Source organism: Methylobacter sp. BlB1 (assembly GCF_015476545.1).
Classification (GTDB): domain Bacteria; phylum Pseudomonadota; class Gammaproteobacteria; order Methylococcales; family Methylomonadaceae; genus Methylobacter.
This window is the reverse complement of the sequence record NZ_JADMKV010000001.1, coordinates 84,996-108,485: the sequence shown is the minus strand read 5'-3', so window position 1 is coordinate 108,485 and position 23,490 is coordinate 84,996. Positions and strand designations below refer to the sequence as shown.

The following is a 23,490-nucleotide window of genomic DNA, read 5'->3' as shown; positions in this document are numbered from 1 at the left end:
GAAGTACAGTGCGCCCATTGGCAATCAATGCTCGGCGCCCTATGAATGCTTGTTCTCCCAATAACAAGAGCGTCTACCGAGTTTAATGAAAGTTTTTAAATCCCGCGGTAGCCCGAAGTGATCGGATAGCGCCTATCGCGGCCGAACGCTCTGGGCGTGATCCGAATGCAGGGCGGTGACTGCCGGCGTTTGTACTCGTTTCTATCGACCAGGCGTATGGCTCTCTCGACATCTTCGCGCCGGAAACCGGCCGCGATAATCTCTTCAGCCGACTGATCCTGTTCCACGTACCGTTCCAGTATCGGGTCCAGCACGTTATACGGCGGCAAGGAATCCTCATCGAGCTGATCGGGCGCCAACTCGGCCGACGGCGGTCGAGTGAGCACGCGTTCGGGAATCACATTGGACAGTGAATTGCGATAGTGCGCCAGCTCATAGACCAACAATTTCGGCACATCCTTGATCGGCGCAAAGCCGCCGGCCATGTCGCCGTATAAGGTCGCATAGCCGACGCTCATTTCGCTTTTATTGCCGGTCGTCAGCAGCAGTTTGCCCGACTTGTTGGACATCGCCATCAGAATCACGCCGCGGCAGCGCGCCTGGATGTTCTCTTCGGTCGTGTCCTTGGCCCTGCCGGCGAACACACCAGCCAGCATGTCCGTGAAGGCGCTGACGGCCGGTTCTATCGGGATCGTATGGTATTTGACGCCCAGGGCTTCAGCCTCCAGCGCCGCATCTTCAAGGCTCATGGCCTGCGTATAGCGCGACGGCATCAGCACGGCTTCCACTTTGTCAGCTCCCAGCGCATCGACGGCCAAAGCCAGCACCAGCGCCGAGTCGACGCCGCCTGACAGGCCCAGGATGGCGCCCTGAAAGCCGTTCTTCGCGACGTAATCCTTGATGCCCAGCACCAGGGCCCGGTATTCACTGGAGACCTCGTTGTACAGCGGCGCACAGGTGCTTTTCAGCGGCCGATTGCCTGCAAATTCGACCACACTGACTTGCTCGCTGAATTCCTCGGCCCGAAATACGACTTCGCCGCTGCTGTCGACCACAAACGAAGCGCCGTCGAAGATCAGTTCATCCTGTCCGCCGACTTGGTTGACATAGACCAGCGGCAGCTGCAGCGCCTTAACTTGATTGACGATGATGTCTTCGCGCTCATGGATCTTGCCGGCATGGAAAGGCGAGGCATTCAGGGTCAGGACCAGTTCGGCGCCGGCGTCTCTGTTCCGGGCCAGGATGCCGGGATGCCAGACGTCCTCGCAAATCGTGATGCCGATCGTGATGCCTTTTAATGTAAGCAGAGCGGTCTGATCGCCTTCGAAGAAATAACGCTTTTCATCGAACACGCCGTAATTAGGCAGGGCATTCTTTCGGTAGCGCACTAGAACAGCGCCATCGCGCAGCACGGCCGCGCTGTTGTAGAGCTTGCCCTGATAGTTGTCGGGAAAGCCCAGCACGACATCAATGCCGGCCACCTGCGCGGCAATGCGCTCGACCGCGCGGGCCGCATGCGCAATAAAATCCGGCCGCAGCAACAGATCCTCGGGCGGGTAACCGGTCACGGACAGCTCGGGAAAGACCACCAGATCGGCATGCAGCCGGTCCCGGGCATGAAGAGCTGTATCGATAATCTTGGCGGCATTGGCATCGATACCGCCGACCAGTGGGTTGATTTGAGCAAGCGCTATTTTTAAAGACATGTATGGATTAACAATAACTGAGGTTGAATATTTGACTGCAAAAACGGCAAAGAAATCTGTAGACGTACGAAATCAGGCCTATAGGCTGATCATAACAAAACCTTATTTGGCAATGACACCGGTTTCTGACTTAACCACCTGCTGTACCGGCACGCGCTTTTGCAATGCAATCAGGAACAGACCGGCTCCGCCGGCGGCCAGCAGATGTTTGAGCGAGTGCCCGCTCAAAAAGCGCAGGTGCTCGTAGATGACCGCATCGCCGGCTTCCGCCAGTTTAGCTGCAACATAGATGCCGACGATGCCCCACAAATAACCATTGCCGGAAAGCCGCGGCTGGCAGAATACCAGCATGACCGGAATCAGCAGCATGGGCAGAAACTGAACCAGGCCGTAAAAGCGCAAATCGCCGAGCCCCTGCTGTTCGCTCCAGTGCCAGTAAATCACCGATGCCATGCCGATCAGGATCAGCGGATAGAGCAGCCGCCTGCCCCATTCAATGGATAGGAACTCGCCGACTATGGCTGAAAACAGCGCCATAAAGGCTATCGTCATCGGCAGTCTATCCCAAACCAGCGTCCCGTTGTCAGGATTTAAATGGTAATAGCCCGATCCCAGACCAGTCAGGCCGACGCCAATGAAAAACATCAAATAAGCCGAGCGCAATTGCGGCAAGCCGCCATCAAGCCGGTTGATCATGATCTGCCGCATGCCCATCAAACCGACGATCAAAAAAGGCAGGCTGGTCATGACATTCCAGAAGTTGGGAATGCCCAGAATCTGCTTCTGATCGCCGAAATCATGATAATTCAGATCCTGCGGTATCTTAGGCACCAGCGTGAAAACCGCAATCAACGCGATAATAGTGAACAGAACGATAAAGCTTCGGACTGATCGGTTCATAAGCTGTCCTGGCGTGCTTCGCGTACCGTGTTGTCTATCATCCGTTCGGTCGTTATTGCAGACAGCGCTGCATCGCCACGCCGATGTCGGCCGGTGAATTGACGACTTCGATGCCGGCCGCCTTAAGCGCGGCGATTTTGCCTGCGGCCGTGCCCTTGCCGCCCGTGATGATGGCGCCGGCATGGCCCATGCGCTTGCCAGGCGGCGCCGTCTGGCCCGCGATATAGGATACGACCGGTTTCGTGACATGCGCCTTGATATAGTCGGCCGCATCCTCTTCCTCGCCGCCGCCAATCTCCCCGACCATGACGATGCCGCGAGTCTGTTCGTCCTGCTCGAAACGGCTGAGCACGTCGATAAAGTTCATGCCGTGAATAGGATCGCCGCCTATGCCGACGCAGGTGCTCTGCCCCAGCCCTTGTTTGGTCGTCTGGTTGACGGCCTCATAGGTCAAGGTGCCGGAACGCGAGACGATGCCAATGGCGCCCGGCAGATGGATATGGCCCGGCATGATGCCGATCTTGCATTGGCCCGGCGTAATCACCCCAGGACAATTCGGCCCGATCAGCAAGGCGTCGGTGCCGGCCATGGCGGCCTTGACGCGCAGCATATGCAATACCGGAATGCCTTCCGTGATGCAGACGATGATCCTGATGCCGGCATCGACGGCTTCCAGAATGGCGTCGGCCGCATAAAAAGGCGGCACATAGATCATGGTCGCATCGGCGCCGGTCTGCCTAACCGCGGCCTCGACGGTATCGAAGACCGGCAGGCCCAGATGCGTGTCGCCGCCGCGGCCCGGCGTCACGCCGCCAACCAGCTGCGTGCCGTACGCCAGCGTCTGTTCGGAATGGAACGTGCCCTGCTTGCCGGTAAAGCCCTGGCAAATCACTCTGGTATGCTTGTCGATCAAAATGCTCATGCGGCCTCCGCTAAGGCGACAACTTGCGCTGCGGCAGTCGCCAGATCTGTTTCTGCAATCAAATTCAGGCCGGAATCGGCCAATAGCTGGCGGCCCGCCTCGGCATTGGTGCCTTCCAGCCGGACCACGACCGGCACCTTCACATGCACCTCTTTAACCGCCGCCAGAATGCCGCGCGCGATAATGTCGCATTGCACGATGCCGCCGAAGATATTGATCAGTATGGCTTTCACCTTGCCGTCGGACAGTATCAGCTTGAACGCTTCGGCGACTCTTTCCGGCGTCGTACCGCCGCCGACATCGAGAAAATTGGCCGGCGCGCCGCCATTCAGCTTCACCAGATCCATGGTCGCCATGGCGAGACCTGCGCCGTTGACCATGCAGCCGATAGTACCGTCCAGCGTGATGTAATTAAGCCCGTATTGCTGCGCCTTGTTTTCTTTTCGGTCTTCCTGGCCCGGATCGCGCATGTCCAGAATGTCAGGGTGCATGGCGACGGCGTTGTCGTCGAAATTAATCTTGGCATCCAGCGCCAGCAACTGGCCCTGCTCGGTCAGTATCAGGGGATTGATTTCAATCTGGCTGGCATCCTTAGCCAGCAGCAGCTGATACATGCCGCGCATGATGGTTTCCAGCGCCTTGATCTGCTCGCCGGCCAGTTGCAGGGCGAAGGCGATTTTCCGGCACTGATAGCTTTGCAGACCCGCTGCCGGATGGATTTGCAGCGAGATGATCCGTTCCGGCGTATCCCTGGCGACAGCTTCGATATCCATGCCGCCGGCCGCGGAAGCGATAAACAGGATGCGGCTGCTGACGCGGTCGACCAGGGCGCTCAGGTAGAATTCGCTTTTGATCGGATAGATTTTCTCGATGAGCAGCCTCTCGACCGGCAAACCGGCACTGTCGGTCTGCGCGGTTACAAGACGCTTGCCCAGCATATCGCGGCTGAAGTCCAAGACTTCCTGATGGCTATGGGCCAATCTTACGCCGCCAGCCTTGCCGCGGCCGCCCGCATGCACCTGAGCCTTCACAACCCAGCCGCTGCCGCCCAGTTCTCTGGCAACCTGCCCGGCATGCTCGGGGGTATCGGCCTGATGGCCCTCCGGGACGGCGATGCCGTAATCCCTAAACAACCTTTTTGCCTGGTATTCATGAATGTTCATTTATCGCTCCTGGTTTGACCGGCAACGACCGGAGGGTATTTTCTCAAGCCTTTGCATCGATGCTATGATGGTTCAGTTCAATCCGATCCGCCAGTAAAACTGGGGAAATCTGCTATTCTAACCAAGTCCCTGCAAAACGCTATTGTTAAAACCATCCATGTCAGATAATACGCATGAGACCATTTTTCCCTGCCCGTTCTCCAAAGGCTACGGCATTCCCGCCAAGCAAGCCTGGCTGCTACTGAAGGTTTTCCTGACTTACCGTTTTATTCTGGCCACGCTGTTTATCGTGTTATTTCAAGGCCAGATAGGGCCCTCTTCGCTTGGATCATACGACCGCCAACTCTATATTTACAGCAGCCAGAGCTATGTCATATTGTCTGCCGTCTCCAGCATCTGCATAGCTTGGCGGCTGACCGGCTATACGCTGCAGGCACAGCTGCTTATTTTTACCGACATCATCATTCTCACATTGCTGATGCATGCCTGCGGCGGCATCAATAGCGGCATAGGCATACTGCTCGCCGTCTCCATCGCCTATGGCGGTCTGTTGATCGGCGGCCGCTGCGCGATGTATTTTGCCGCTGTCGCCAGCCTGGCCGTCCTGTCCGAACAGATTTATGCCGATCAGGCCGGCCTTTTTGAAAAAACGTCTTACATATACGCCGGCATGCTGGGAGCCTCGTTCTTCACGATCGCCCTGTTGTCCTATGTGCTGGCGAAGCGCAGTGAACAGACGGTGCAACTGGCTCATCAGCAAAAACAGACCATCACGCAACTGGAAGAGTTGAACCATTACATTATCCAGCATCTGCAGTCGGGCATCATCATCGCCAATAAAAAACAGGCTATCCAGATGGCCAACGAAGCAGCCTTGCGGCTGGCCAATCTGCAAGCCATGCCGACCACGCTGGCCGATATTTCGGAACAGTTATGGCTGGCTTTTCAGATCTGGCTCAACGAGCCTGAACAGGCAATTGCACAGCTGCAACTGCCGAACCGGTCCGAAATTCATATCCGTTTCATGCCGCTGCCGACGCAGCAGGAATGCCTGTACCTGATCATGTTTGAAGACATCGCGCTTTATAATCAGCGCCTGCAGCAAAGTAAACTGGCATCCCTGGGCCGGCTCACGGCCAGCATCGCCCATGAAATACGCAATCCGCTGGGCGCCATCAGCCATGCCGGACAATTGCTGTCGGAAAACCCTCAGTTATCGGCCCAGGACAAGCGCCTGACCGAAATCATTCAGACCCACGCCGGCCGCGTCAATCGCATTATTGAAGATATCCTACAGCTTTCCAGGAGGAACGCGTCGAGGCGAAAAAAAATCCAGTTGAAGCCTTGGCTGATCGATTACCTGAACAATTTTATGCTCGATCAGACTATCGCTGCCGACACCTTCAAGCTCTCTGTAAGTACTGAACCTTTATACGCCCTAATAGACCCCGATCACTTAAAGCAGATTCTGGACAATCTATGTCTGAATGCCCTCCGGTACGGCAAACCGGAGCTGGGAAAGATCATACTGCAGGCCCGCATCAGCGGACAGGCGCCGTGCATAGAAATCATCGACAACGGCTCCGGTCTGTCTCCTGAGCAGATCTGTCATCTTTTTGAGCCCTTTTTCACGACTTCGTCCAGCGGCACCGGGCTAGGCCTTTATATTTCTCGGGAGCTGGCAGAACTCAACCAAGCAAAATTGAGCTATTATTTAACGGAAAAAAACCGGAGTTGCTTCAAGCTCTGCCTGCCCGATGCGGAAAATAAGTTAATAGAAATATGAAAAAACCACTGACATTGATTGTCGATGATGAACCCGATATCTGCGAGTTACTGGAAATAACCCTTAACCGCATGGATATCCAGACACACTGCGCCGACAATATCGGCAAAGCAAAAGCCCTGCTGCAACAGCATCCGTTCGATCTTTGCCTGACCGATATGAAGCTGCCCGACGGCAATGGCCTTGATCTGCTGGATCATATACACTCGAATTGCGCCCCGATGCCGGTTGCCGTTATTACCGCGCATGGCAATATGGATACGGCGATTCAGGCCATGAAGAAAGGCGCTTTTGATTTTGTCTCGAAACCGGTCGACTTATCTGCGCTCAGGCAAATGGTGAGCAGTGCGCTGAAACTTGCCAACGCCACAACATACCCCGCCAAAGACAGGCGAACCCGGCATCTATTGCTGGGCGAATCGCCGGTCATGTGCGCCATCCGCAGCAAAATAACCAAGCTGGCACTCAGCCAGGCTCCGGTTTATATCAGCGGCGAATCCGGCTCGGGCAAGGAACTGGTCGCCCGGCTCATCCATCAGCAGAGTTCGCGCAGCGACAAGCCTTTTGTGGCCATAAACTGCGGCGCTATTCCTCATGAACTGATGGAAAGCGAGTTCTTCGGCCATAAAAAAGGCAGTTTTACCGGCGCGGTCAGCGATAAGAAAGGCCTGTTCCAAGCTGCTGAAGGCGGCACCTTATTTCTCGATGAAATCGCGGAACTGCCTCAATCCCTGCAGGTAAAACTGCTGCGCGCCATTCAGGAAAAGAGAATACGCCCCGTCGGCGAACATCAGGAAATTCCCGTTGACGTCCGCCTGCTCAGCGCCACCTACCGCAACCTGGCCGATATGGTCCAGGCCGGCACGTTCAGGCAGGATTTGTACTACCGCATCAACGTCATCGACCTGTATGTGCCGCCTTTGCGGGAGCGCGCCATAGACATACCCATCCTTACCGACCACATATTGACGAAGCTCACGCAAGCTGGCGGCCTGAACAAACCTGCAGTGTCGGCCTCGGCCCTGTCGGCATTGCAGCAATATCATTTTCCCGGCAATGTGCGCGAGCTTGAGAACATTCTGGAACGGGCTCTGGCCTTGTATGACGGCAAAAGCATCGAAATCGACGACCTGAACCTGCCGGTAGGCGCGCATGTCATCGCCGACTCGCCGGCTTATGACCCGGCTCAGGGATCGCTGGAAGATTATCTGGAGCAAATCGAACGCAAGGCGATCGTCATCGCCCTGGAAGAAAACAAATGGAACAAGACGGCCGCCGCCAAACAGCTGGGGCTGTCTTTTCGATCCTTACGCTATCGTTTGAAGAAACTGGATCTGGATAATTAACCGGCAACTGAACCACTGCCGGTTAGCCCAGGCGGTGTTAAGCCTGATATTTATCCATGGATGCCAGCTTCGCCATAGCGCCTTTTATTTTCGCTTCGGCAGCGGCATCCAATTCATTATTCTTGTAAATTTTATCAAGCAAACCTTCCGCTACCAGCGCCTCTTTTACCCAACGCTTGGTAAAGCGGTAATTGCTGTGGGCTGAAACGACTTCTCCCGTAGCCGGATTGCGCACTTCGCCTTTGCCCGCCTCTGGTGCTGGAGCAGCAGCAGGCTTCGCAGGAGCTGCTCTTCTGGCCGCCGCTGCAGGTCTGGCCGCCGCCCTTCTCGCCGCCGGCGCTTCTTTCTGGGGCGCCGCCGCGGCCTGTGGCTGCACCGCCGCTACTTCCTGCTTTTCAGATTTTACCTGCGGCACTGTCGATTTAGCCGTAGCCCGCTGATCGTTTACAACCGCATAAACGACATAAGCCACGAAAATAGTAGTTAATATAAACAACACTTCAGCCATAACACCTCTCCACCTCTTAAGTTAATTTTTATTATTTTATTGCCCTGAAATAAGCGCAGCCTGTAGGCGGGCAAACCAAATCGCTAATTTCGGAATATACCAGAAGCCGGCGAGCAGGGTAAATACCAAATACGCATAAACGCGGGCTTTTCGGCACTTGTCGCTAACTCTGAACGACTTGCCAGCAAGCCTGGGCTTTGGCTAATTTGGGCAAATCCTCGCGCAAGCCCATGGCGTAATGGTTGAAATACGCTTTCACGACAGCCGTGTGGTTTACCCAGTTCATGCCAGCCGAACGCAGGCCAATAAAGGGCGGCGATGACACTTTATAGGTTTTGTTGAGCGCATCCATGCTCGCCATCATCATCAGATTGTCGCCTTTACGCCAGCGTTCGTAGCGGCGTAAATAAGCGGAACCGGACAATGGCCGCCGCTGCTGTTTGGCTTCAATCACCAGCTCGGCAATCGCCGCCGCATCCAGCAGGCCGGCATTTGCGCCCTGTCCGGCCAACGGATGCATGGCATGGGCGGCATCGCCAACCAATGCGAGATGCCGGTCGGTATAACGGTTGGCATATTGAAACCGCAAAGAAACCGCGGCCCTGGGCCCTACTGCCAGCATTTTGCCCAGAATGCCGCCCGAGGCCTGTTCCAGCGCCTGGAGGAAATCGGCGTCATTCAAGGTCAGATACTTTTTTGCCGTTTTCGTGCTCAAAGTCCAGACAATCGAACTTTGGCCGTTGTCCAGAGGCAGAAAAGCCAGCGGCCCTTCTTCCAGAAACCGCTGCCACGCCGTTGCCTGGTGGCTTTTTTCGGTCGTGACCGTGGCGACCAGTCCCTCCTGATCATAATCCCAACCGGTCACGTCTATGCCGGCCATTTTTCTCAACGCCGATTCGCGCCCGTCGGCGGCAATCACCAGCTCGGCTTCAAGGCGGCGGCCATCTTCCAGCCTGATCAGCCGGCCGTTATCGGTCAGCTGCATGTCGGCGACTGCCGCCGGCGTTAGACAGACCGCCGAAGGTAATGTATCGAGCACGTCCCATAAGGCCGCGACCGTCACCCTGTTTTCGACCAGATGGCCCAGTTCGTTGAATTCGGTATCGGCACAGTCAAAATGCAATTCGCCGTCGCCGCGCGCATCCCATACACGCATATCCCGGTAGGCGCATACGCCGCGCTGCACCATGCCCGGCCAGGCGCCGAGCATTTCCAGAATATTCTGCGAGGCTTTCGTCAACGCCGAAACACGGTTATCGATCGGCTCTTTCGGCCAGTGCCGTTCAGGATTGCGCCTATCCAGCAGCGCCACGCTGATGCCGCCGTGCGCCAGGGCACAGGCCGCCGCCGCACCCACCATGCCGCCGCCGACGACGATCACTTCATAGCGTTCAGTCATGATTATCTCCTGCTGCCCAATCGCGGCATGCGGCCGACGAGCCCCATAGCCTGCCGGGCCAGCAGCGCCTTGGCCGCCGGTATATGATCGAGCAGCGTCAAGCCGATATTCCTAACCAGGGCCAGGGCCAGCCATTCATTGGAAAAAATCCGCACGACATTGTCGGTAAAGCCGATAACAAGGTTGTGGTCTTTTTGCCGGACCTTAGCGTAGCGATTTAAAAAATCGGCCGCGCCGATATCCTGACCATCCCCCTGCTGCTCGATAATCATTTCGGCCAGCGCCACAACATCGCGCAACCCCAGGTTAAATCCCTGACCCGCCACCGGATGCAATTGATGAGCGGCATTGCCGATAATGACCGCCCGCCCTGAAACCATTTTTTCCGCACGTATCAGCGACAACGGGAAAGTCCGCCTGGGAGCGGCTAAAGCAAGCTCGCCCAGTCTGTAACCGAAGCATTCCTGAAGCTCGTTCAGAAAGTCTTTCTCGCTGCCGGCCATCAACGCCTTCGCATCTTCATCGGTTCTTGTCCAGACCACAGCGCACCCGCTGTTGCCGCTCGGCAGCAGCGCAAGCGGCCCGGAAGCCGTAAAACGCTCATAGGCGGTATTGTTATGCGGCACGGAGGTTTTAACCGTAGTGACCAGCGCCGTCTGCCCGTATTCAGTGGCTTTCTGGTCGATGTCCAACAGTTTACGCACCGATGACTGGCCGCCATCGGCGCCGACCAGCAATTTAGCCGACAGGCTGAACGACTCATCGCCGCGTTTCAGGCTGACATGAATGGCATCCTCGCCGGACATCAAGCCGACAACGCGGGCCGGACAAATCAGCTCGATATTGGCCTCGCTGGCAAGCCGGGCCACATGCGTTTCAATGTCGCGCGCCGAAATCACATACCCCAGCGCATCGACATTTTCCTGTTGCGCAGACAGCCGGGTCTTGCCGAAATGGCCGCGATCCGAGATATGGATGTTTTTTATCGCCGTGGCCGCCTGGCGTATGCCCTGCCAGATGCCCAGCGCTTCCAGCATTTTTACCGTGCCGCCGGCCAAGGCCAGCGCTCTGTCGCCGGCCGGGGAGGCATAAAGCTGTTCGCGCGTATTCACTTCGATAATGGCCATGCGCAAGCCGGTGTCTTTCAGCGCCAGCGCCAGACTGTTGCCGGCCAGACCGCCGCCTACAATGAGTAAATCATAATCCTGTTGCATCAGCCCGCCTGCATCAACGCTTCAATTTCTGCTATGGTTTTGGGCACGCCGGCCGTCAAAATCTCGTGTCCTTGCGCCGTGACCACCAGATCGTCCTCAATCCGGATGCCTATGCCGCGCCATTTCTCATCGACAGTTTCACAGTTCGCCGGTATGTACAGCCCCGGCTCTATGGTCAGCACCATGCCGGGCTCCAGCAACCGCCATTCCTTGTCGACCTTGTAGTCGCCCACGTCATGCACGTCCATGCCCAGCCAATGGCCTATCCGGTGCATATAGAACTGCTTGTACTTTTCGTTCTTGATCAGCGTGGGCACGCGGCCTTTCAGCAGTCCCAGAGATACGAGGCCTTTCGTCAGCACCTCAACCGAGGCCTCGTGCGCCAGATGCCAGGGCACGCCGGGCTTGATCTGTTCGATAGCGGCCGCCTGCGCATCGAGAACCAGCTGGTAAAGCTGCTTCTGCGGCTCGCTGAAACGTCCCGAGACCGGGAATGTGCGCGTAATGTCGGCCGCATAATGATCGCACTCGGCGCCGGCATCGATCAGCAGCAGGTCGCCGCTTCTTAATTTGTCCGAATTTTCGGTATAGTGCAGCACGCAGGCGTTTCTGCCGCCGGCGACAATGGAGGGATAGGCCACCGAGCGCAAGCCGCCCTGAATGAAATGATAAATAAGTTCGGCTTCTATCTGATATTCATACAGGCCAGGCTTGCAATTCTGCATGGCTTTGACATGGGCATGGGCGGATACTTCCGCCGCGCGGCGCATCAGCTTAAGTTCTTCAGGGCTTTTGAACAGGCGCATTTCGTGCAGTATATGCTCCAGCGAAACCAGTTCGCCCGGCGCTGTCACGCCGGTTCTTGATTGGCTGCGGATATGGTTGATCCATTCCAGCAACCGATGATCCAGATCCGAATCCCGGCCCATCGGATAGAAAACCTTGCCTTTGTCTTCCAGCAGGCCCGGCAGGATCTCGCCCAGATCATCGATAGGGAAAGAGTCGTCGGCCTCATAGTGCTGGGTGGCGCCTTCAAGCCCGGCATGGGCGCCTTCCCACAACGCTTTGGTTTCGTCGTATTCGCGGCAGAACAGAATGTATTCGCCCTGCTCGCGGCCAGGTATAAAGACAGCCAATGAGTCGGGTTCATTGAAACCGGTCAGATAATAAAAATCGCTGTCCTGCCGAAACGGATAATCGACATCGCGGTTACGGGTCCGAACCGGGGCGCTGCCTATCAGCGCGATATTGCCCTTGCCGATCCGCTGCATTAATTGCTTTCTTCTTTTTTTGAATTCGCTTTGCTTCATTTGCTTGTTCCACCGCCTAATGAACAGTGCCGTCGGTATTGATATTTAACTCATCCCGCAGTAATAAAACGGCGGATCTCAGGTATTCAGTAACTTCCATATAGGCATTCTCGTCTTCCTCGCCTTCGGCTTCTTCGTCCAGCTTGGTAAATTCCGTAATATCCTTCAATATTTCGGAAACATCATTGGGCCAGCCTTTTGCGGTGTACACGGAACCAATGCCGAATAAAAATCCCTGGCACCAACGGCTCAATGCCTGAACACGCTCATACAGGAAAGCGTCATCGTCAGGCAAAAACAGGTCAAATTCAAACGCTTGACTAGCCAGCAATGTCCGGGTCTGCTCGAATAACTTCATCAGAGCCGCCCTGTCTTCATCGCTCAAATCGGTATCGTCCTTAAACAGTTCCTTCAGCCAAGGAGCGCTCTCGGCCTGGCCATTGACGCACAATATGCCTGTCGCCATGCCATGAGCCTCGGCAGCGGAAACATCCGCGTCGTTATGCTCTAATATCGTATTGATTACCTGGTAAACCATGACACCCACATAATAATTTCACTACTGCTAAAAAAAAAATACTGCTTATGCTACCATTGATCCCCGACTTGGATAACATTTGTTCTTCTTGGCTCCAGGGCGACTGACTATGAGCAGTATTAGAACATATCGCCGATAATCCTAACTAAACACGCGGCTGATTATTTGCAATGATGTAGTTAACTACTATGACGAATTCAGAAACAACTCAATCCTTAGAATTAAAAGAGCTCGAAGATAAACTGGACAAGCTTATCGAACAATATAATTCGGTAAAAAACGAAAACAGTTCCCTTAAAATCAAGCAGGAGTCCCTGGTCCGGGAAAAAGCCAAACTGCTTGAAAAAACCGCCCTGGCCAGAACCCGGGTTGAAGCTATGATTACTCGTCTGAAAGCAATGGAGCAAGGTTCATGAAAAAAAATCCTCAACCGGTATCGCTTACTATCATGGGTAAAGACTATAGGATTGCCTGCGATCCTGATGAGAAGGACGATTTGATCCATTCAGCCCAGGAACTTGATCAAAAAATGCGCAAAATCAGGGATTCCGGACGAGTCAGCGGCGCGGACAGAATCGCCGTCATGGCAGCGCTCAACCTGGCGCACGAATTGCATGTGATGAGAAAGCAGAATGCCATGCTGACTCAGAGCCTCAATGAAAATCTGGCTAATATGCGTCATAAAATAGAAAACGTTTTAGAAAATCCTGAAATACAGTAAAATATTAGTTTGCATCTCCTGCAGCGTTCGAGAGTGTACTGGGTGTTTCCTGAACCTATTTTTACCCAGGGGGCAGATTACGGTGATGGTGTGCATGCCCGCTCTATACGGGAAGCCTGATTTACCGATCACGTCCCCACTTGAACCGTTGGTTCAAGGACGAAAGTGCATTACGGCGCAGGCGGGAGATGCCTTTTTCTTATAAAAATCCCCATGAATTACTGGCTAATGAAATCCGAACCGGATGCGTTCGGCATCAATGACCTGTGCAACAAACCCGACCGGACCGAACACTGGGACGGGGTGCGTAATTACCAAGCCAGAAACATGATGCGCGATGAGATGAAACTCGGCGATCAGGTTTTCTTCTATCATTCCAACTGCGATGTGCCGGGCATTGTCGGCATTATGGAAGTGGTCCGCGAAGGCTATCCGGACTTTACCGCTTTCGATCCCGATGACAAACATTTCGACCCTAAAAGCGATCCGGCCCAGCCGCGCTGGTTCATGGTTGACGTCAGGCATGTCAGAACACTGTCCCGCACCATTACTCTCCAGGAATTAAAGCAAAAGCAGGAGTTGGCCGATCTTGCGCTGGTAAGACGCGGCAATCGCTTATCGATCATGCCGGTCTCCCAACAGCAATGGGATTTTATACGCTCACTGGAATAACCGGCAGTGGCGACACAAGGCGGCCACTGACTGCCCGTGCTAGCTATGCCTCGATAACGGCGCCATCCGATTGTTTGTTTTTCACCTCGCTGCCCCCCGAGAACAGGCGATAGGCGGGATTATCGGTTTCCTCCTGATAAGCAAAACCCAGCCCATCAAGGCATTGCTGGAATTCCTTGCGCTCCGCTTTCGGCATCTGCACGCCCATCAGGACCTTGCCGAATGCGGCGCCATGATTGCGGTAATGGAACAGGCTGATATTCCAGCGCCCGCCCAGCGCCGTCAGGAAATTCAATAGCGCGCCGGGCCTTTCCGGAAACTCCAGGCTGTAAATAACCTCATTCAGTTCACGCGGCGCATGGCCTCCTACCATATAACGCACGTGCTCTTTAGCCAGATCATTGGTGGTCATATCGGTAACCGAAAAGCCCTGGTCCTGTAATTGCAGGATTAAATCGGCCCGATCCGATTCAAGCCCGCTGCTGGAGATGCCGACAAAAACCTGGGCCAGTTTGGGATCGAAATAACGGTAATTGAACTCGGTAATGCTACGTCCGCCCAGCATGCGGCAGAATCGCAAAAAGCTGCCCGGCGTTTCGGGGATGCTGACGGCCAGCAGGATCTCGCGATGCTCGCCGACCTGAGCGCGCTCGGCCACATAGCGCAGCCGGTCGAAATTCATATTGGCGCCGCTATCGATGGCGACCAGTGTTTGCCCGGTTATCTTCTCGCGCTCGACATATTTCTTCAGGCCGGCAATACCCAAGGCGCCGGCAGGCTCGGCAACCGAGCGCGTATCGTCAAAAATATCCTTGATCGCGGCGCAGATTTCATCGGTATTGACGGTAACGACTTCATCAACATAATTTTGCGCCAGGCGGAAAGGTTCTTCGCCGATCTGCTTGACCGCCACGCCATCGGCAAACAGGCCGACCTGTTTAATGGTGACTCTGCGCTTCGCTTTCAGAGCCCGGTTCAGGCAATCAGAATCATCGGGCTCCACGCCGATGACCTTGATCTCCGGCCGCACGAATTTGACATAAGCCGCGACACCGGCAATCAAGCCGCCGCCGCCGACCGGCACAAAGATCGCATCCAAGCCGTCGGTCTGCTGCCGGAGGATTTCCATGGCTACCGTACCCTGCCCGGCGATGACGTCGGGATCGTCATAGGGATGGATGAACACCATGTCTTTTTGTTCGGCCAATTCCCTGGCATGCGCATAAGCCTCATCATAGGCATCGCCGAACAGCACCGCTTTGGCGCCTCTGGCTTTCACGGACTGGACTTTAATTTCGGGCGTGGTTTTCGGCATCACGATCAATGCCTTAATGCCCAATCTTTTGGCCGCTAGGGCAACGCCCTGGGCGTGATTGCCGGCTGAAGCGGCGATCACGCCATGCGCCCGCTCCTGCTCGTTCAGCAAGGCCATCTTATTGTAGGCGCCGCGCAGTTTAAACGAGAACACCGGCTGCAGGTCTTCGCGTTTCAAATAGACGTTGTTGCCCAGGCGCTCCGACAGCGAGGATGCGAAATCCAGAGGCGTTTCTACGGCAACATCGTAAACTTTGGCGCGTAATATTTTTTCTATGTATTTTATCGGCATGTTTGAAAATGGGCTGAGATCTTCTTTAACCCGGCTATTATCCCATACTATCCACTTAAGGTGCGCTGGCTATAGCCATTAATACGTTTTCGTTACCTCTTCAGTTTGCGGTATCTCATAAATGCCGGTCAATTTGCGTCTGAACTCGTCGGTAATCAGTCGGCCGTCCTGCCTGCTTGTAACAACGCGCGGGGTAATCAGCACAACCAGTTCTGTCTTAACTTTCTCTTTTGTCGTCCCGCCGAACAAGGGGCCTATTAAAGGCAGCTTATATAAAAATGGAATCCCATCTTGATTATAGGTATCGTTCTCATCGATCAAGCCGCCCAGCACAACCGTTTCTCCGCTGTGTACCGCTACGTTACTGGTAATTTCCCGGCTTTGTATCGTAGGCGAATCGATATTACTGGCCGTCGTCTTCTGCGGTCTTTCAACGCTTTGCTCGATATCCATAATCACTAGACCGCTTGCATTGACTCGGGGCTTAACTTTCAACTTCACACCAGTCTTGCGCTGCTGAATGCCGCTGGTTTGCACGAGACTATTAGCGTCGAAAGATTGGCCTGAAGTGGGAAGAGCAGATGACTGAGACGTTCTCAACGGTATTTCATCACCGACTTGTATTGAGGCTTCCTGATTATTCAGCACCATCAACGACGGCGAAGAAATCACATTAAGCTTATTGTCATTAGCCGATGCATTTAATACGGCGCGTACATCTCCCGAATCACTGAGAAACGCATAGCCAAAGCCACCTGATACTGCACCTGCGGCAATATCCCTGAGCGATGTCCCTTCCGCCTGCGCTTCCGCTAATGATCCTCTTATATTTGATCCACTCGTGTTAGTATTAGTAATGACATGATCGCCACCCACATTATGATGACTTAAAAACCATTGAATACCGTACTTTAAACTGTCGGTCAGGTTCACCGATACGATGGTCGCATCGATCAAGACCTGCAGCGGCATAACATCGAGCTGAACGATAACGGCGCGAATCTTTTCATATTCTTCCGGCGTCGCGACAACGACGATCGAGTTATTGATCTCATCGGCAATAATTCTGACTTCCTTACTCACCTCGGCAACGCCGCCGCCTTCTGATCCCGCAGGTTTGCTGAAAGCCGCTTTTGCCGCCTCCTGCCCCTGCTTATTGGTGATTTCAGCGGCTTTTTTTCCGGGAGCAACCTTTGCGCCTTTATCTTTCTTTGTCGATGCGCCGGTAAAAATTTCATTCAATGTCGCCGCCAATTCTACGGCATCGACATTCTGAACCTTATAGACATTCACACCGCCGCCGGTAGCCGTAGTCGACCGGTCCAGCCGCAGTATCCAGCTTTCAATGTCTCTTAAATAAGAGGCCTGGTGCGTAATGGCCAGGATGGCATTCAACCGTTCGATTTCTATAAACCGGAAAAAGGTGCTCTCATCTTTTTCAGTTTTATTAAACACGGCATCCAGCTCTTCAATAACCTGCTCCGGCGCGGCATGCACTAAAGGAAAAATACCGAATGAACGCCCTCTCAAGACATCGATATCGAAAGTGGCGACCATATCCATAATACGCGCCAGTTCATCGGCCGTTCCGGAAACAACCAGCAGATTGCGCATGCCGTCGACTTGCAGGATGGTTTTTTCCTGCACCAGCGGCTTGATTACTTCGGCGATATCCTGTACGGCCACATTCCTGATCGGTATGACCTTCACCTGGTAACCGGCCGCGCCAGCTCTTGCAAAGTCGGTGCTGTATAACGCCTCTGCCGCGGGCTCGATATGATAAACGCGGCCGTCCTTGACCAGCGCCGCATTATTCATGCGCAGCAACATCTCCAGGGTAGGCAATAATTCTTCTTTCGTTAAAGCCTGGGTGGTCTGCAGCGTCACCTTGCCGGCCACCTTGGGGCTCAATACATAGTTTTCACCAAGTATGTCGCTCAGAATCACTTTCGCCACTTCGCCCAGGTCGGCTTCATCAAAGTTCAGGCTGTATGCGCCTTCGCCCCGAGCTGCGCCCCTGCCCGGCTGCGTTGCCGTCCGCGACACGAACCGTTCCGTTCCGGGATAGAGCTCCGCCGCCGGCCGCACTTTTTCACTGGGATGCGGCTTGTTTTGCAAGTGTTTAAAAACGGCTCCTTCCTGTTCCTCCGGCTGGTCCGTACGTATTGGCGGCAGCGGTTTTTTAACGGCTACCGGCGGCCCCATAAATTCGCAACTTGACAGCGAAAGCCCCAGAACAACAGCCCAGGAAGCTTTTTTTATTTTTTTTATATTATTCTTCATTTTCGCTATTTCCTGACGTGTCTTCCGCTTTGGGCGCCTCTGCTTTAGGCGTAAATGCGTTGGGTATGCTTTTTTTCTTGGGTAATTCTTTTAATTTTGGTTTTCTTAGCATAAGCTCTTTTTGATGACTTCCTTGCTTGAGTACGACTTTGTCTGTATGAATCTCGGCCAGTGTCCAGCCGCTGATATCATCGCCTTCAGTTATTTTAAGGTATTTTTTTTCCGTGGCTGGTGCTTTATCACGGCTGAACAAGGCTGATAACTGTTTGCCTTTCGTATAGACACCCGTTAGCTGCCATTCAAAACTATCGGAACCTCCAACTGCGGTTGCTTCTTCAACCTCGACCGTTTCTACAGGTCTCCGCCCTTTGATGAATAAGGGCCGTGTGACCAGATCAGCGTATTTGTCCTCCGGTTGTTTCGTCAGCACCAGGCTTGGCAAGTCGCCTACTTTGTAGGGTTGGGTTTCAACGGATGTAATCGATTTCTGCAGTTGCTTTCTGGAATGCTTCGCATATAACCACTCGGCAGTAATAATCAACAGCAGGACGGTACAAACGGAGGCCAATAATTTAATTAATTTAACATTCATCCTGGCGGTATTCTCATGAAACTAACGGCCTGAAAATTCACATTCAATTCATTGCTCGATTCAATCTGTCGGGTTTTCCTGTTTCTTATGCCTCGCACCGGCCTTATATCGATCTGATCGACGATGATCAGCGGCACCGACGTTTCCATTTTGTACAACACTGAGCGCAGCTCTTCAATAGTGCCGGTCATTCTGACTTTGACCATAATGCGGCTGAAGCCATCCTTATTGCTGACAGGAAGCGCCTGAGTACTGGTCAATTGCCCGCCTGCATCGACAATCGCCTTTTTAATAAACTCCTGTACATCCGCGGACGCCAGAGCGCCAGTCCCTTGAGCATTAAAATAACCTTGGGACAAATGCTGGGCTTTTATTTTATCCATGCCTTCAGTGACGGCGTCTTTCCTGGCTAAAATCCGCTGGTACTTCTGGAGCTTGAAAACCAGCGCATTCTTGGTTTCATGCAGTTCCATACCCTTGCTGACAATGGGCGCAATAACAACGACACCAAAAATCACTATCACAGCCGCCAGGAGGCCTACCGCAATCCAGCGCTGGGTTTTGTTATACGCCGCCATTAATGCCTCCTGCTTTGGTCACATCCACGGTGATCTGAAACCGTTCAAGCCCGCTGATTTTGTCTTGCGTAACCGGCGATACAAACCGGACGTTATCAAACAATGGCGAGGCTTCCAGAACGGCAATCAAGGCAGAAGCGGACGGCGACTCCCCTTGTATCTGCAGATGCCCATCCGAATACTGCGCATAGGTCAGCCAGGTGTCATCCTTTATTAAAGCGCTCAACGCATTCAACATGACTACGACCGATGGCGCCGAGCTTTTGACATCAACCAGCCGGCGCGACTCTTCCACCAACGCATCGATTTCCGACTGCGAGGCATCGATTTTACGCGCCTCTTTCTCTATGCCTCCAAGCTGTTCGCTTAATGCATTGACCGCCCGGTATTCAAACCAGACCGGCAAAGCTATAGCGGCTATCAGCAGGACAAATACCGCGCTGATCAAGGCTCCATGAACCAATGCAGCGTTTTTGTTGGTTTTCTCCCTGAACTGCTCCGGCAGCAAATTGTAAAAATCATAGTCCTGCTCAAGATCATTGGCAGCATCCTCATAATCGGCAATTTTGGGCGACAGGCCCAGCGCGCTTACATCGTCATAGAGCGCCTCAAGTACTTCCCGCGGAGTCAGCACCAGCATGACATTGATTTGCCCGGGCTCATGGGCGTCTGCCAGAGGCTTAACGGCAAAATAGACCTGCTCCGGTTTGAACGGTGTATAACGGTCCAGCTCATAGGAAACAACCTGAGCCAAGTTTTCCTTTGCTGCCAGAGGCAGGGTCAATTCTTTTTGAATAGCATCCTGCCGGGTCAACCTGATAACGACATCAGCCTTGGCAAATCTTTCGTCTCTGGCTAATAGCGCCTTGACTTCCGCCATATCGGGTTCATTTCGCTCCAGCGTGGCTATCGGCTCTACTTTTCCGTTGAGGACATAGGTCATTTCCAGGTGGTGGTTGTCTGGTCTAACCAGAATAATGCCCCGCTTCTCGCTGACGAGCTGCTTGATTTTTTCCGGTACCAAGAAACTAAGTTCTCGCGCCCACCAGCGAAAAAACTTCTTGAAATCCAGTTCAATTGTCGAATTGAGGTTCAGCATATTCTGTCACTAATAATTCGCTCATTTCATCAGAGAATAATGAGTCATTGCCTGCGTAGTTGCGTTGCCATTTCAAAATCTGAAACGGCGAGGATTGTTGGTCCATGGATTGCTGTCCCGCGGATTGTTGACCAAAGGGTTGTTGGCCAAAAGGCTGTTGACCAAAGGATTGTTGTTCACTGTTTGATCTTGCTATTATCGCGTTTATTACAGCGGTTGAGCCGTCATCCAGCTGCGCTTCGGAAATAATGGTCACCGCCCCGCTGTCTGTGGCTGGAGCCGCACTCTCGCCAGTCTCTTCCAAAGAAGATGATTCATTAAAAGGTGATGCCGACTTTAAGGCATCGACCGAACGCTCCCGCCTGGCTTGCATATATTCGTCTTTCGCCGCTTCGTCCAGGTCCGGCAACACCTGCAAAACTTCCGGAGACGCCAGCTGCAGATTGACCGTAGACCCTCTCGAATAAACGGTGATCAAACCCTGCAACCAATCATAAACGCTTTCGTTCATGCCCAGCACCAACTGCAATTCCTCGATGTCCTGAAAAGGTTTGTTTCGGGGCTGATAGTTTAAACCGGCATCCTGATATTCTTTCTTTTCCGCGCCGTCCTCGCGCACCAGGTCATCTTCATCGCGCCAATCGAGAATGGCATTGACGAGCCCAGCCTGCTGACCTTCATCAATGGGGGCATGACTTACCAGTGCCTGCAACACTGCCTGATCGGCCGTGTTCAGATCTATTTTGCCGGTTTCGGATAAAAGCCGTATACGCACTTTGCCACTCTCGAAGTTTATTTGATAAACACTGCTGTCTGCCCGCCAACGCCTGCCCGCATCGGGAATCAACATCATCATTTCCGCTATGGCAATCCCCGATTCCGCCACGGCCATGGCCTGCGCGTTATTTTTGATGCCTTCAATAATGGCAGCTTCCCTGCGCATAGTCAGCGCAAAACTGCCTGCCATGATAGTCAATAGGCTCAATATCCACAAAACAAGAACCAGCGCAAATCCCTTCTGCCTTACCTGCTTCCTGATGCGTATCACTCTGTTACCCCTGAATCTTCTGCACCACCTGTTAAGGTGCTCGAATCACCGCCCACCTTAAGTTCGATGACCATATCCGGCCAGTAAACTTCATCTTCCCGCTCGATCTGGATTTTTACCAGGCGCGGCAAGGCATTTTTGTTGAGCCATTCGTCCCGCCATTGGCTCTCGCCGGTTTCCTGATCCGGACCAAAATAAGACAAAGCAAAATGACTCACATGCTTTATCAGGACAGCCTCCTCCTTTTGCCATTCCTCGCCTTCGGCAAGCGGAAAAAACGGCGTCAACGTCACTTTTATTTCAGCGCCGTCGTTACTGTTCCCTTGCGGCCCTTCATCCTGCACTGCCAGGGAAAACAGCTGCAAGCCCGCCCGCCCGGCACTGGCGGGAAATACGGAAACAAATTGCAAGGATTGCGCATCGCCTTGAAAAGACAACTTACTCTCTTCTTCCGTAAAGTCATTCTGTAAAGATGACTCATCTTTCGCAAAGTCATCCTTTAAAGGTTTGGCGGCCGATAGATGCTGTTGAAAAAAATTGTAGACGACAGCCACTTCATTGACTTCGGCGATTTTCTTTTCGCCCATTTCCCAGCTTTGGGCACAAATTTTCAGACTGCCAAACAGTAGCACAACCATAACGCTTAGCAAAGTCATTGCGATAAGAACTTCGATAAGCGTAAAGCCACGCGATGAGTTACATGGCGAATCACCAGAAAAAGCTCCCTTTTGCCTCCAGCTTCTCATAATGCTTTATTGACGAGTCTTAGGTTGGTTAATTCAATCTGTCGCTCGCTCGCCTGATCATCGCCCCAGGCTACCATGACGTTAACCTTGAAAAGCAATATGGGTAACGTTGCCGAATCAAAATTTTCAATCGTCGGCGTAAAAGGACTTACTGAAACCAGCCAACGGTATTTTTCATTTTCCACTCCCGACCTTTCTCCTGGCTGCAACGGTGTTTCCACCCCCGTTTGAACCATTAACGATTCGGCGATCTGCACAGCGGCCGTGTATTCATCGGCCACAGACGCCGTATTGACGCCCCCGGAAAAAATCTTCAGTAAAATCCCCAGCGAAAGCGCCAGTATTGAAAACGCAATCAGGATTTCCAGCAGGGAAAAACCTCGTTGTTTACCCATGCGCACCTTCGCTGGCATCTTCAAGCTCAACCTGGCCGGTCAGCCAATTGATATCGATGCGCCATTTGGAACCGCCCCGCTCCAGCGTAACTCTTCCGCCTGTCGACGAACCGTCGGCAAAAAAGCGTATATTACCCTGGCCTTCGCCGGTTAATTCGTCCTGGGCCGTGACCAGCGAGAGATCGATGGACTCGGGAATCGTAAAAACCTTATCCCGGCCGCTTACCTGATAGCTGTTATCGCCAAGGTCAAGGGTGACGGTAGTCTGCTGATGGGAGAGCAAAGCCTGTCCTCTTGCATAACGCAACGCCGAAACAATATCCCTTGCCGCGGCGCGAAGCTGCGTCGATTCGCGTCCTGATGACAGATTGAACGCGACAATTGAAAAACCCAGAATGATGACAAAAAGCACAACCATTAGCTCCAGCAGCGTAAATCCTTGAGTCCTGGACAATGCCCAATGAGCGGGGAGACGCAAGCCCGCCGCTCTTTTTGAGCTCAACCCTGAGCCTTCAGTTTTATGCATCATTCCCAGCTTGCGATATCCTGATCTTCGCCTTCGCCGCCTTCTTTGCCGTCTGCGCCCAGCGTGTAAAGATCAAATTTGCCGTGTTCGCCCGGAAATACATAGTGGTATTCCTGCTGCCAAGGGTCCAGCGGCATTTTGGCTTTTTGCAGATAAGGACCGTTCCAGCGTTTTGCACTTTCAGGCGATTCGATGAGTGCCTTCAAGCCCTGCTCGGTCGTCGGATAATTGCCCAGATCCAGCTTATACATGTCAAGCGCGGCGGACAGATCTTCAACTTGAACGCGGGCCGCTTTGGTTTTGGATTCGCCCATGTGTTTCATGACTTGAGGCCCGACTATGCCGGCCAACAGGGCGATAATGCCCAGCACGACCAATAATTCAAGTAAGGTAAAGCCAGTTTCTGTACGTTTTCTATATTGTTTCATCGTA

The 23,490-nt window shown here is 53.4% G+C and carries 24 protein-coding genes and 1 other RNA gene; 6 read left to right on the top strand and 19 right to left on the bottom strand.

From position 1 onward, the window contains the following. Positions 1–95: 95 nt before the first annotated feature. The 4 genes from IT781_RS00510 to sucC form a co-directional block, all read right to left on the bottom strand. On the bottom strand, positions 96–1,706 hold the full coding sequence (locus IT781_RS00510) for an NAD+ synthase (protein ID WP_194968168.1): 1,611 nt from the start codon (positions 1,704–1,706) through the stop codon (positions 96–98). A 102-nt stretch (positions 1,707–1,808) separates the two neighbouring features. Then, the gene (locus IT781_RS00505; RefSeq protein WP_194968167.1) at positions 1,809–2,606 is read right to left on the bottom strand and encodes a ceramidase domain-containing protein; all 798 of its coding nucleotides are present in this window, start codon (positions 2,604–2,606) and stop codon (positions 1,809–1,811) included. A gap of 52 nt (positions 2,607–2,658) precedes the next feature. After that, positions 2,659–3,528: a succinate--CoA ligase subunit alpha gene (sucD, locus tag IT781_RS00500; RefSeq protein WP_194968166.1), complete on the bottom strand. Its 870-nt coding sequence runs from the start codon at positions 3,526–3,528 to the stop codon at positions 2,659–2,661. Next, positions 3,525–4,691, bottom strand: coding sequence for an ADP-forming succinate--CoA ligase subunit beta (sucC, locus tag IT781_RS00495; protein WP_194968165.1), 1,167 nt, complete (start codon positions 4,689–4,691; stop codon positions 3,525–3,527). Before sucC ends, sucD begins: the two co-directional genes overlap by 4 nt. 157 nt (positions 4,692–4,848) lie before the next feature. On the opposite strand from sucC, the gene IT781_RS00490 reads away from it, so the two are divergent. Together IT781_RS00490 and IT781_RS00485 are read left to right on the top strand one after the other, a co-directional pair. Continuing rightward, positions 4,849–6,477, top strand: coding sequence for a PAS domain-containing sensor histidine kinase (locus IT781_RS00490; RefSeq protein WP_194968164.1), 1,629 nt, complete (start codon positions 4,849–4,851; stop codon positions 6,475–6,477). Then, positions 6,474–7,823, top strand: a complete 1,350-nt coding sequence (locus tag IT781_RS00485) for a sigma-54 dependent transcriptional regulator (protein ID WP_194968163.1) — start codon at positions 6,474–6,476, stop codon at positions 7,821–7,823. The genes IT781_RS00490 and IT781_RS00485 overlap by 4 nt, the downstream gene beginning before the upstream one ends. 37 nt (positions 7,824–7,860) lie before the next feature. Here the strand turns inward: IT781_RS00485 and IT781_RS00480 are convergent, their stop codons facing one another. The 5 genes from IT781_RS00480 to IT781_RS00460 all read right to left on the bottom strand — a co-directional run bounded on the left by IT781_RS00480 (position 7,861) and on the right by IT781_RS00460 (position 12,792). Further along, entirely contained in the window at positions 7,861–8,331 is a 471-nt protein-coding gene (locus tag IT781_RS00480; RefSeq protein ID WP_228778828.1) for a hypothetical protein, read from the bottom strand. Between the two features lie 163 nt (positions 8,332–8,494). Beyond that, positions 8,495–9,730, bottom strand: a complete 1,236-nt coding sequence (locus IT781_RS00475; RefSeq protein WP_194968162.1) for a UbiH/UbiF/VisC/COQ6 family ubiquinone biosynthesis hydroxylase — start codon at positions 9,728–9,730, stop codon at positions 8,495–8,497. A gap of 2 nt (positions 9,731–9,732) precedes the next feature. After that, complete coding sequence (ubiH, locus tag IT781_RS00470; RefSeq protein WP_194968161.1) at positions 9,733–10,944, bottom strand: 2-octaprenyl-6-methoxyphenyl hydroxylase; 1,212 nt, start codon at positions 10,942–10,944, stop codon at positions 9,733–9,735. Then, positions 10,944–12,254 carry a Xaa-Pro aminopeptidase gene (pepP, locus tag IT781_RS00465; RefSeq protein ID WP_194968160.1) on the bottom strand — a complete coding sequence of 437 codons (1,311 nt, stop codon included), beginning with the start codon at positions 12,252–12,254 and terminating at the stop codon, positions 10,944–10,946. The genes ubiH and pepP overlap by 1 nt, the downstream gene beginning before the upstream one ends. 16 nt (positions 12,255–12,270) lie before the next feature. Beyond that, a complete protein-coding gene (locus tag IT781_RS00460) occupies positions 12,271–12,792 on the bottom strand; it encodes a UPF0149 family protein (RefSeq protein ID WP_194968159.1) in 522 nt (173 codons plus the stop codon). Between the two features lie 188 nt (positions 12,793–12,980). Here IT781_RS00460 and IT781_RS00455 point away from each other — a divergent pair, with 188 nt between their 5' ends. The 4 genes from IT781_RS00455 to IT781_RS00440 all read left to right on the top strand — a co-directional run bounded on the left by IT781_RS00455 (position 12,981) and on the right by IT781_RS00440 (position 14,185). Further along, on the top strand, positions 12,981–13,208 hold the full coding sequence (locus IT781_RS00455; protein ID WP_194968158.1) for a TIGR02449 family protein: 228 nt from the start codon (positions 12,981–12,983) through the stop codon (positions 13,206–13,208). After that, positions 13,205–13,513 (top strand): cell division protein ZapA, encoded by a 309-nt coding sequence (locus IT781_RS00450; RefSeq protein WP_194968157.1) that lies wholly within the window; start codon positions 13,205–13,207, stop codon positions 13,511–13,513. Before IT781_RS00455 ends, IT781_RS00450 begins: the two co-directional genes overlap by 4 nt. Positions 13,514–13,525: 12 nt before the next feature. Further along, a non-coding RNA gene (gene ssrS / locus IT781_RS00445) (6S RNA) lies at positions 13,526–13,705 on the top strand. Positions 13,706–13,726: 21 nt separating this feature from the next. Then, positions 13,727–14,185 carry an EVE domain-containing protein gene (locus tag IT781_RS00440; RefSeq protein ID WP_194968156.1) on the top strand — a complete coding sequence of 153 codons (459 nt, stop codon included), beginning with the start codon at positions 13,727–13,729 and terminating at the stop codon, positions 14,183–14,185. A gap of 43 nt (positions 14,186–14,228) precedes the next feature. Here IT781_RS00440 and ilvA read toward each other — a convergent pair whose 3' ends face one another. From ilvA to gspG, 10 genes are all read right to left on the bottom strand, one after another. Then, positions 14,229–15,791, bottom strand: a complete 1,563-nt coding sequence (gene ilvA / locus IT781_RS00435; RefSeq protein WP_194968155.1) for a threonine ammonia-lyase, biosynthetic — start codon at positions 15,789–15,791, stop codon at positions 14,229–14,231. Positions 15,792–15,869: 78 nt separating this feature from the next. Further along, positions 15,870–18,074, bottom strand: a complete 2,205-nt coding sequence (gene gspD / locus IT781_RS00430) for a type II secretion system secretin GspD (protein WP_194968154.1) — start codon at positions 18,072–18,074, stop codon at positions 15,870–15,872. Continuing rightward, the gene (locus IT781_RS00425; protein ID WP_194968153.1) at positions 18,064–18,666 is read right to left on the bottom strand and encodes a hypothetical protein; all 603 of its coding nucleotides are present in this window, start codon (positions 18,664–18,666) and stop codon (positions 18,064–18,066) included. Before IT781_RS00425 ends, gspD begins: the two co-directional genes overlap by 11 nt. Then, entirely contained in the window at positions 18,663–19,244 is a 582-nt protein-coding gene (gspM, locus tag IT781_RS00420; RefSeq protein WP_194968152.1) for a type II secretion system protein GspM, read from the bottom strand. Before gspM ends, IT781_RS00425 begins: the two co-directional genes overlap by 4 nt. Next, positions 19,231–20,343 (bottom strand): PilN domain-containing protein, encoded by a 1,113-nt coding sequence (locus IT781_RS00415; protein WP_194968151.1) that lies wholly within the window; start codon positions 20,341–20,343, stop codon positions 19,231–19,233. The genes gspM and IT781_RS00415 overlap by 14 nt, the downstream gene beginning before the upstream one ends. Beyond that, positions 20,318–21,391: a general secretion pathway protein GspK gene (locus IT781_RS00410; RefSeq protein WP_370526860.1), complete on the bottom strand. Its 1,074-nt coding sequence runs from the start codon at positions 21,389–21,391 to the stop codon at positions 20,318–20,320. The genes IT781_RS00415 and IT781_RS00410 overlap by 26 nt, the downstream gene beginning before the upstream one ends. After that, positions 21,388–22,137, bottom strand: a complete 750-nt coding sequence (locus tag IT781_RS00405) for a prepilin-type N-terminal cleavage/methylation domain-containing protein (protein WP_194968150.1) — start codon at positions 22,135–22,137, stop codon at positions 21,388–21,390. The genes IT781_RS00410 and IT781_RS00405 overlap by 4 nt, the downstream gene beginning before the upstream one ends. After that, a complete protein-coding gene (locus tag IT781_RS00400; protein ID WP_194968301.1) occupies positions 22,134–22,532 on the bottom strand; it encodes a prepilin-type N-terminal cleavage/methylation domain-containing protein in 399 nt (132 codons plus the stop codon). Before IT781_RS00400 ends, IT781_RS00405 begins: the two co-directional genes overlap by 4 nt. Continuing rightward, positions 22,525–23,061, bottom strand: a complete 537-nt coding sequence (locus IT781_RS00395) for a GspH/FimT family pseudopilin (protein WP_194968149.1) — start codon at positions 23,059–23,061, stop codon at positions 22,525–22,527. The genes IT781_RS00400 and IT781_RS00395 overlap by 8 nt, the downstream gene beginning before the upstream one ends. Then, positions 23,058–23,486 carry a type II secretion system major pseudopilin GspG gene (gspG, locus tag IT781_RS00390; protein WP_194968148.1) on the bottom strand — a complete coding sequence of 143 codons (429 nt, stop codon included), beginning with the start codon at positions 23,484–23,486 and terminating at the stop codon, positions 23,058–23,060. The genes IT781_RS00395 and gspG overlap by 4 nt, the downstream gene beginning before the upstream one ends. Between the last annotated feature and the right edge of the window lie 4 nt (positions 23,487–23,490).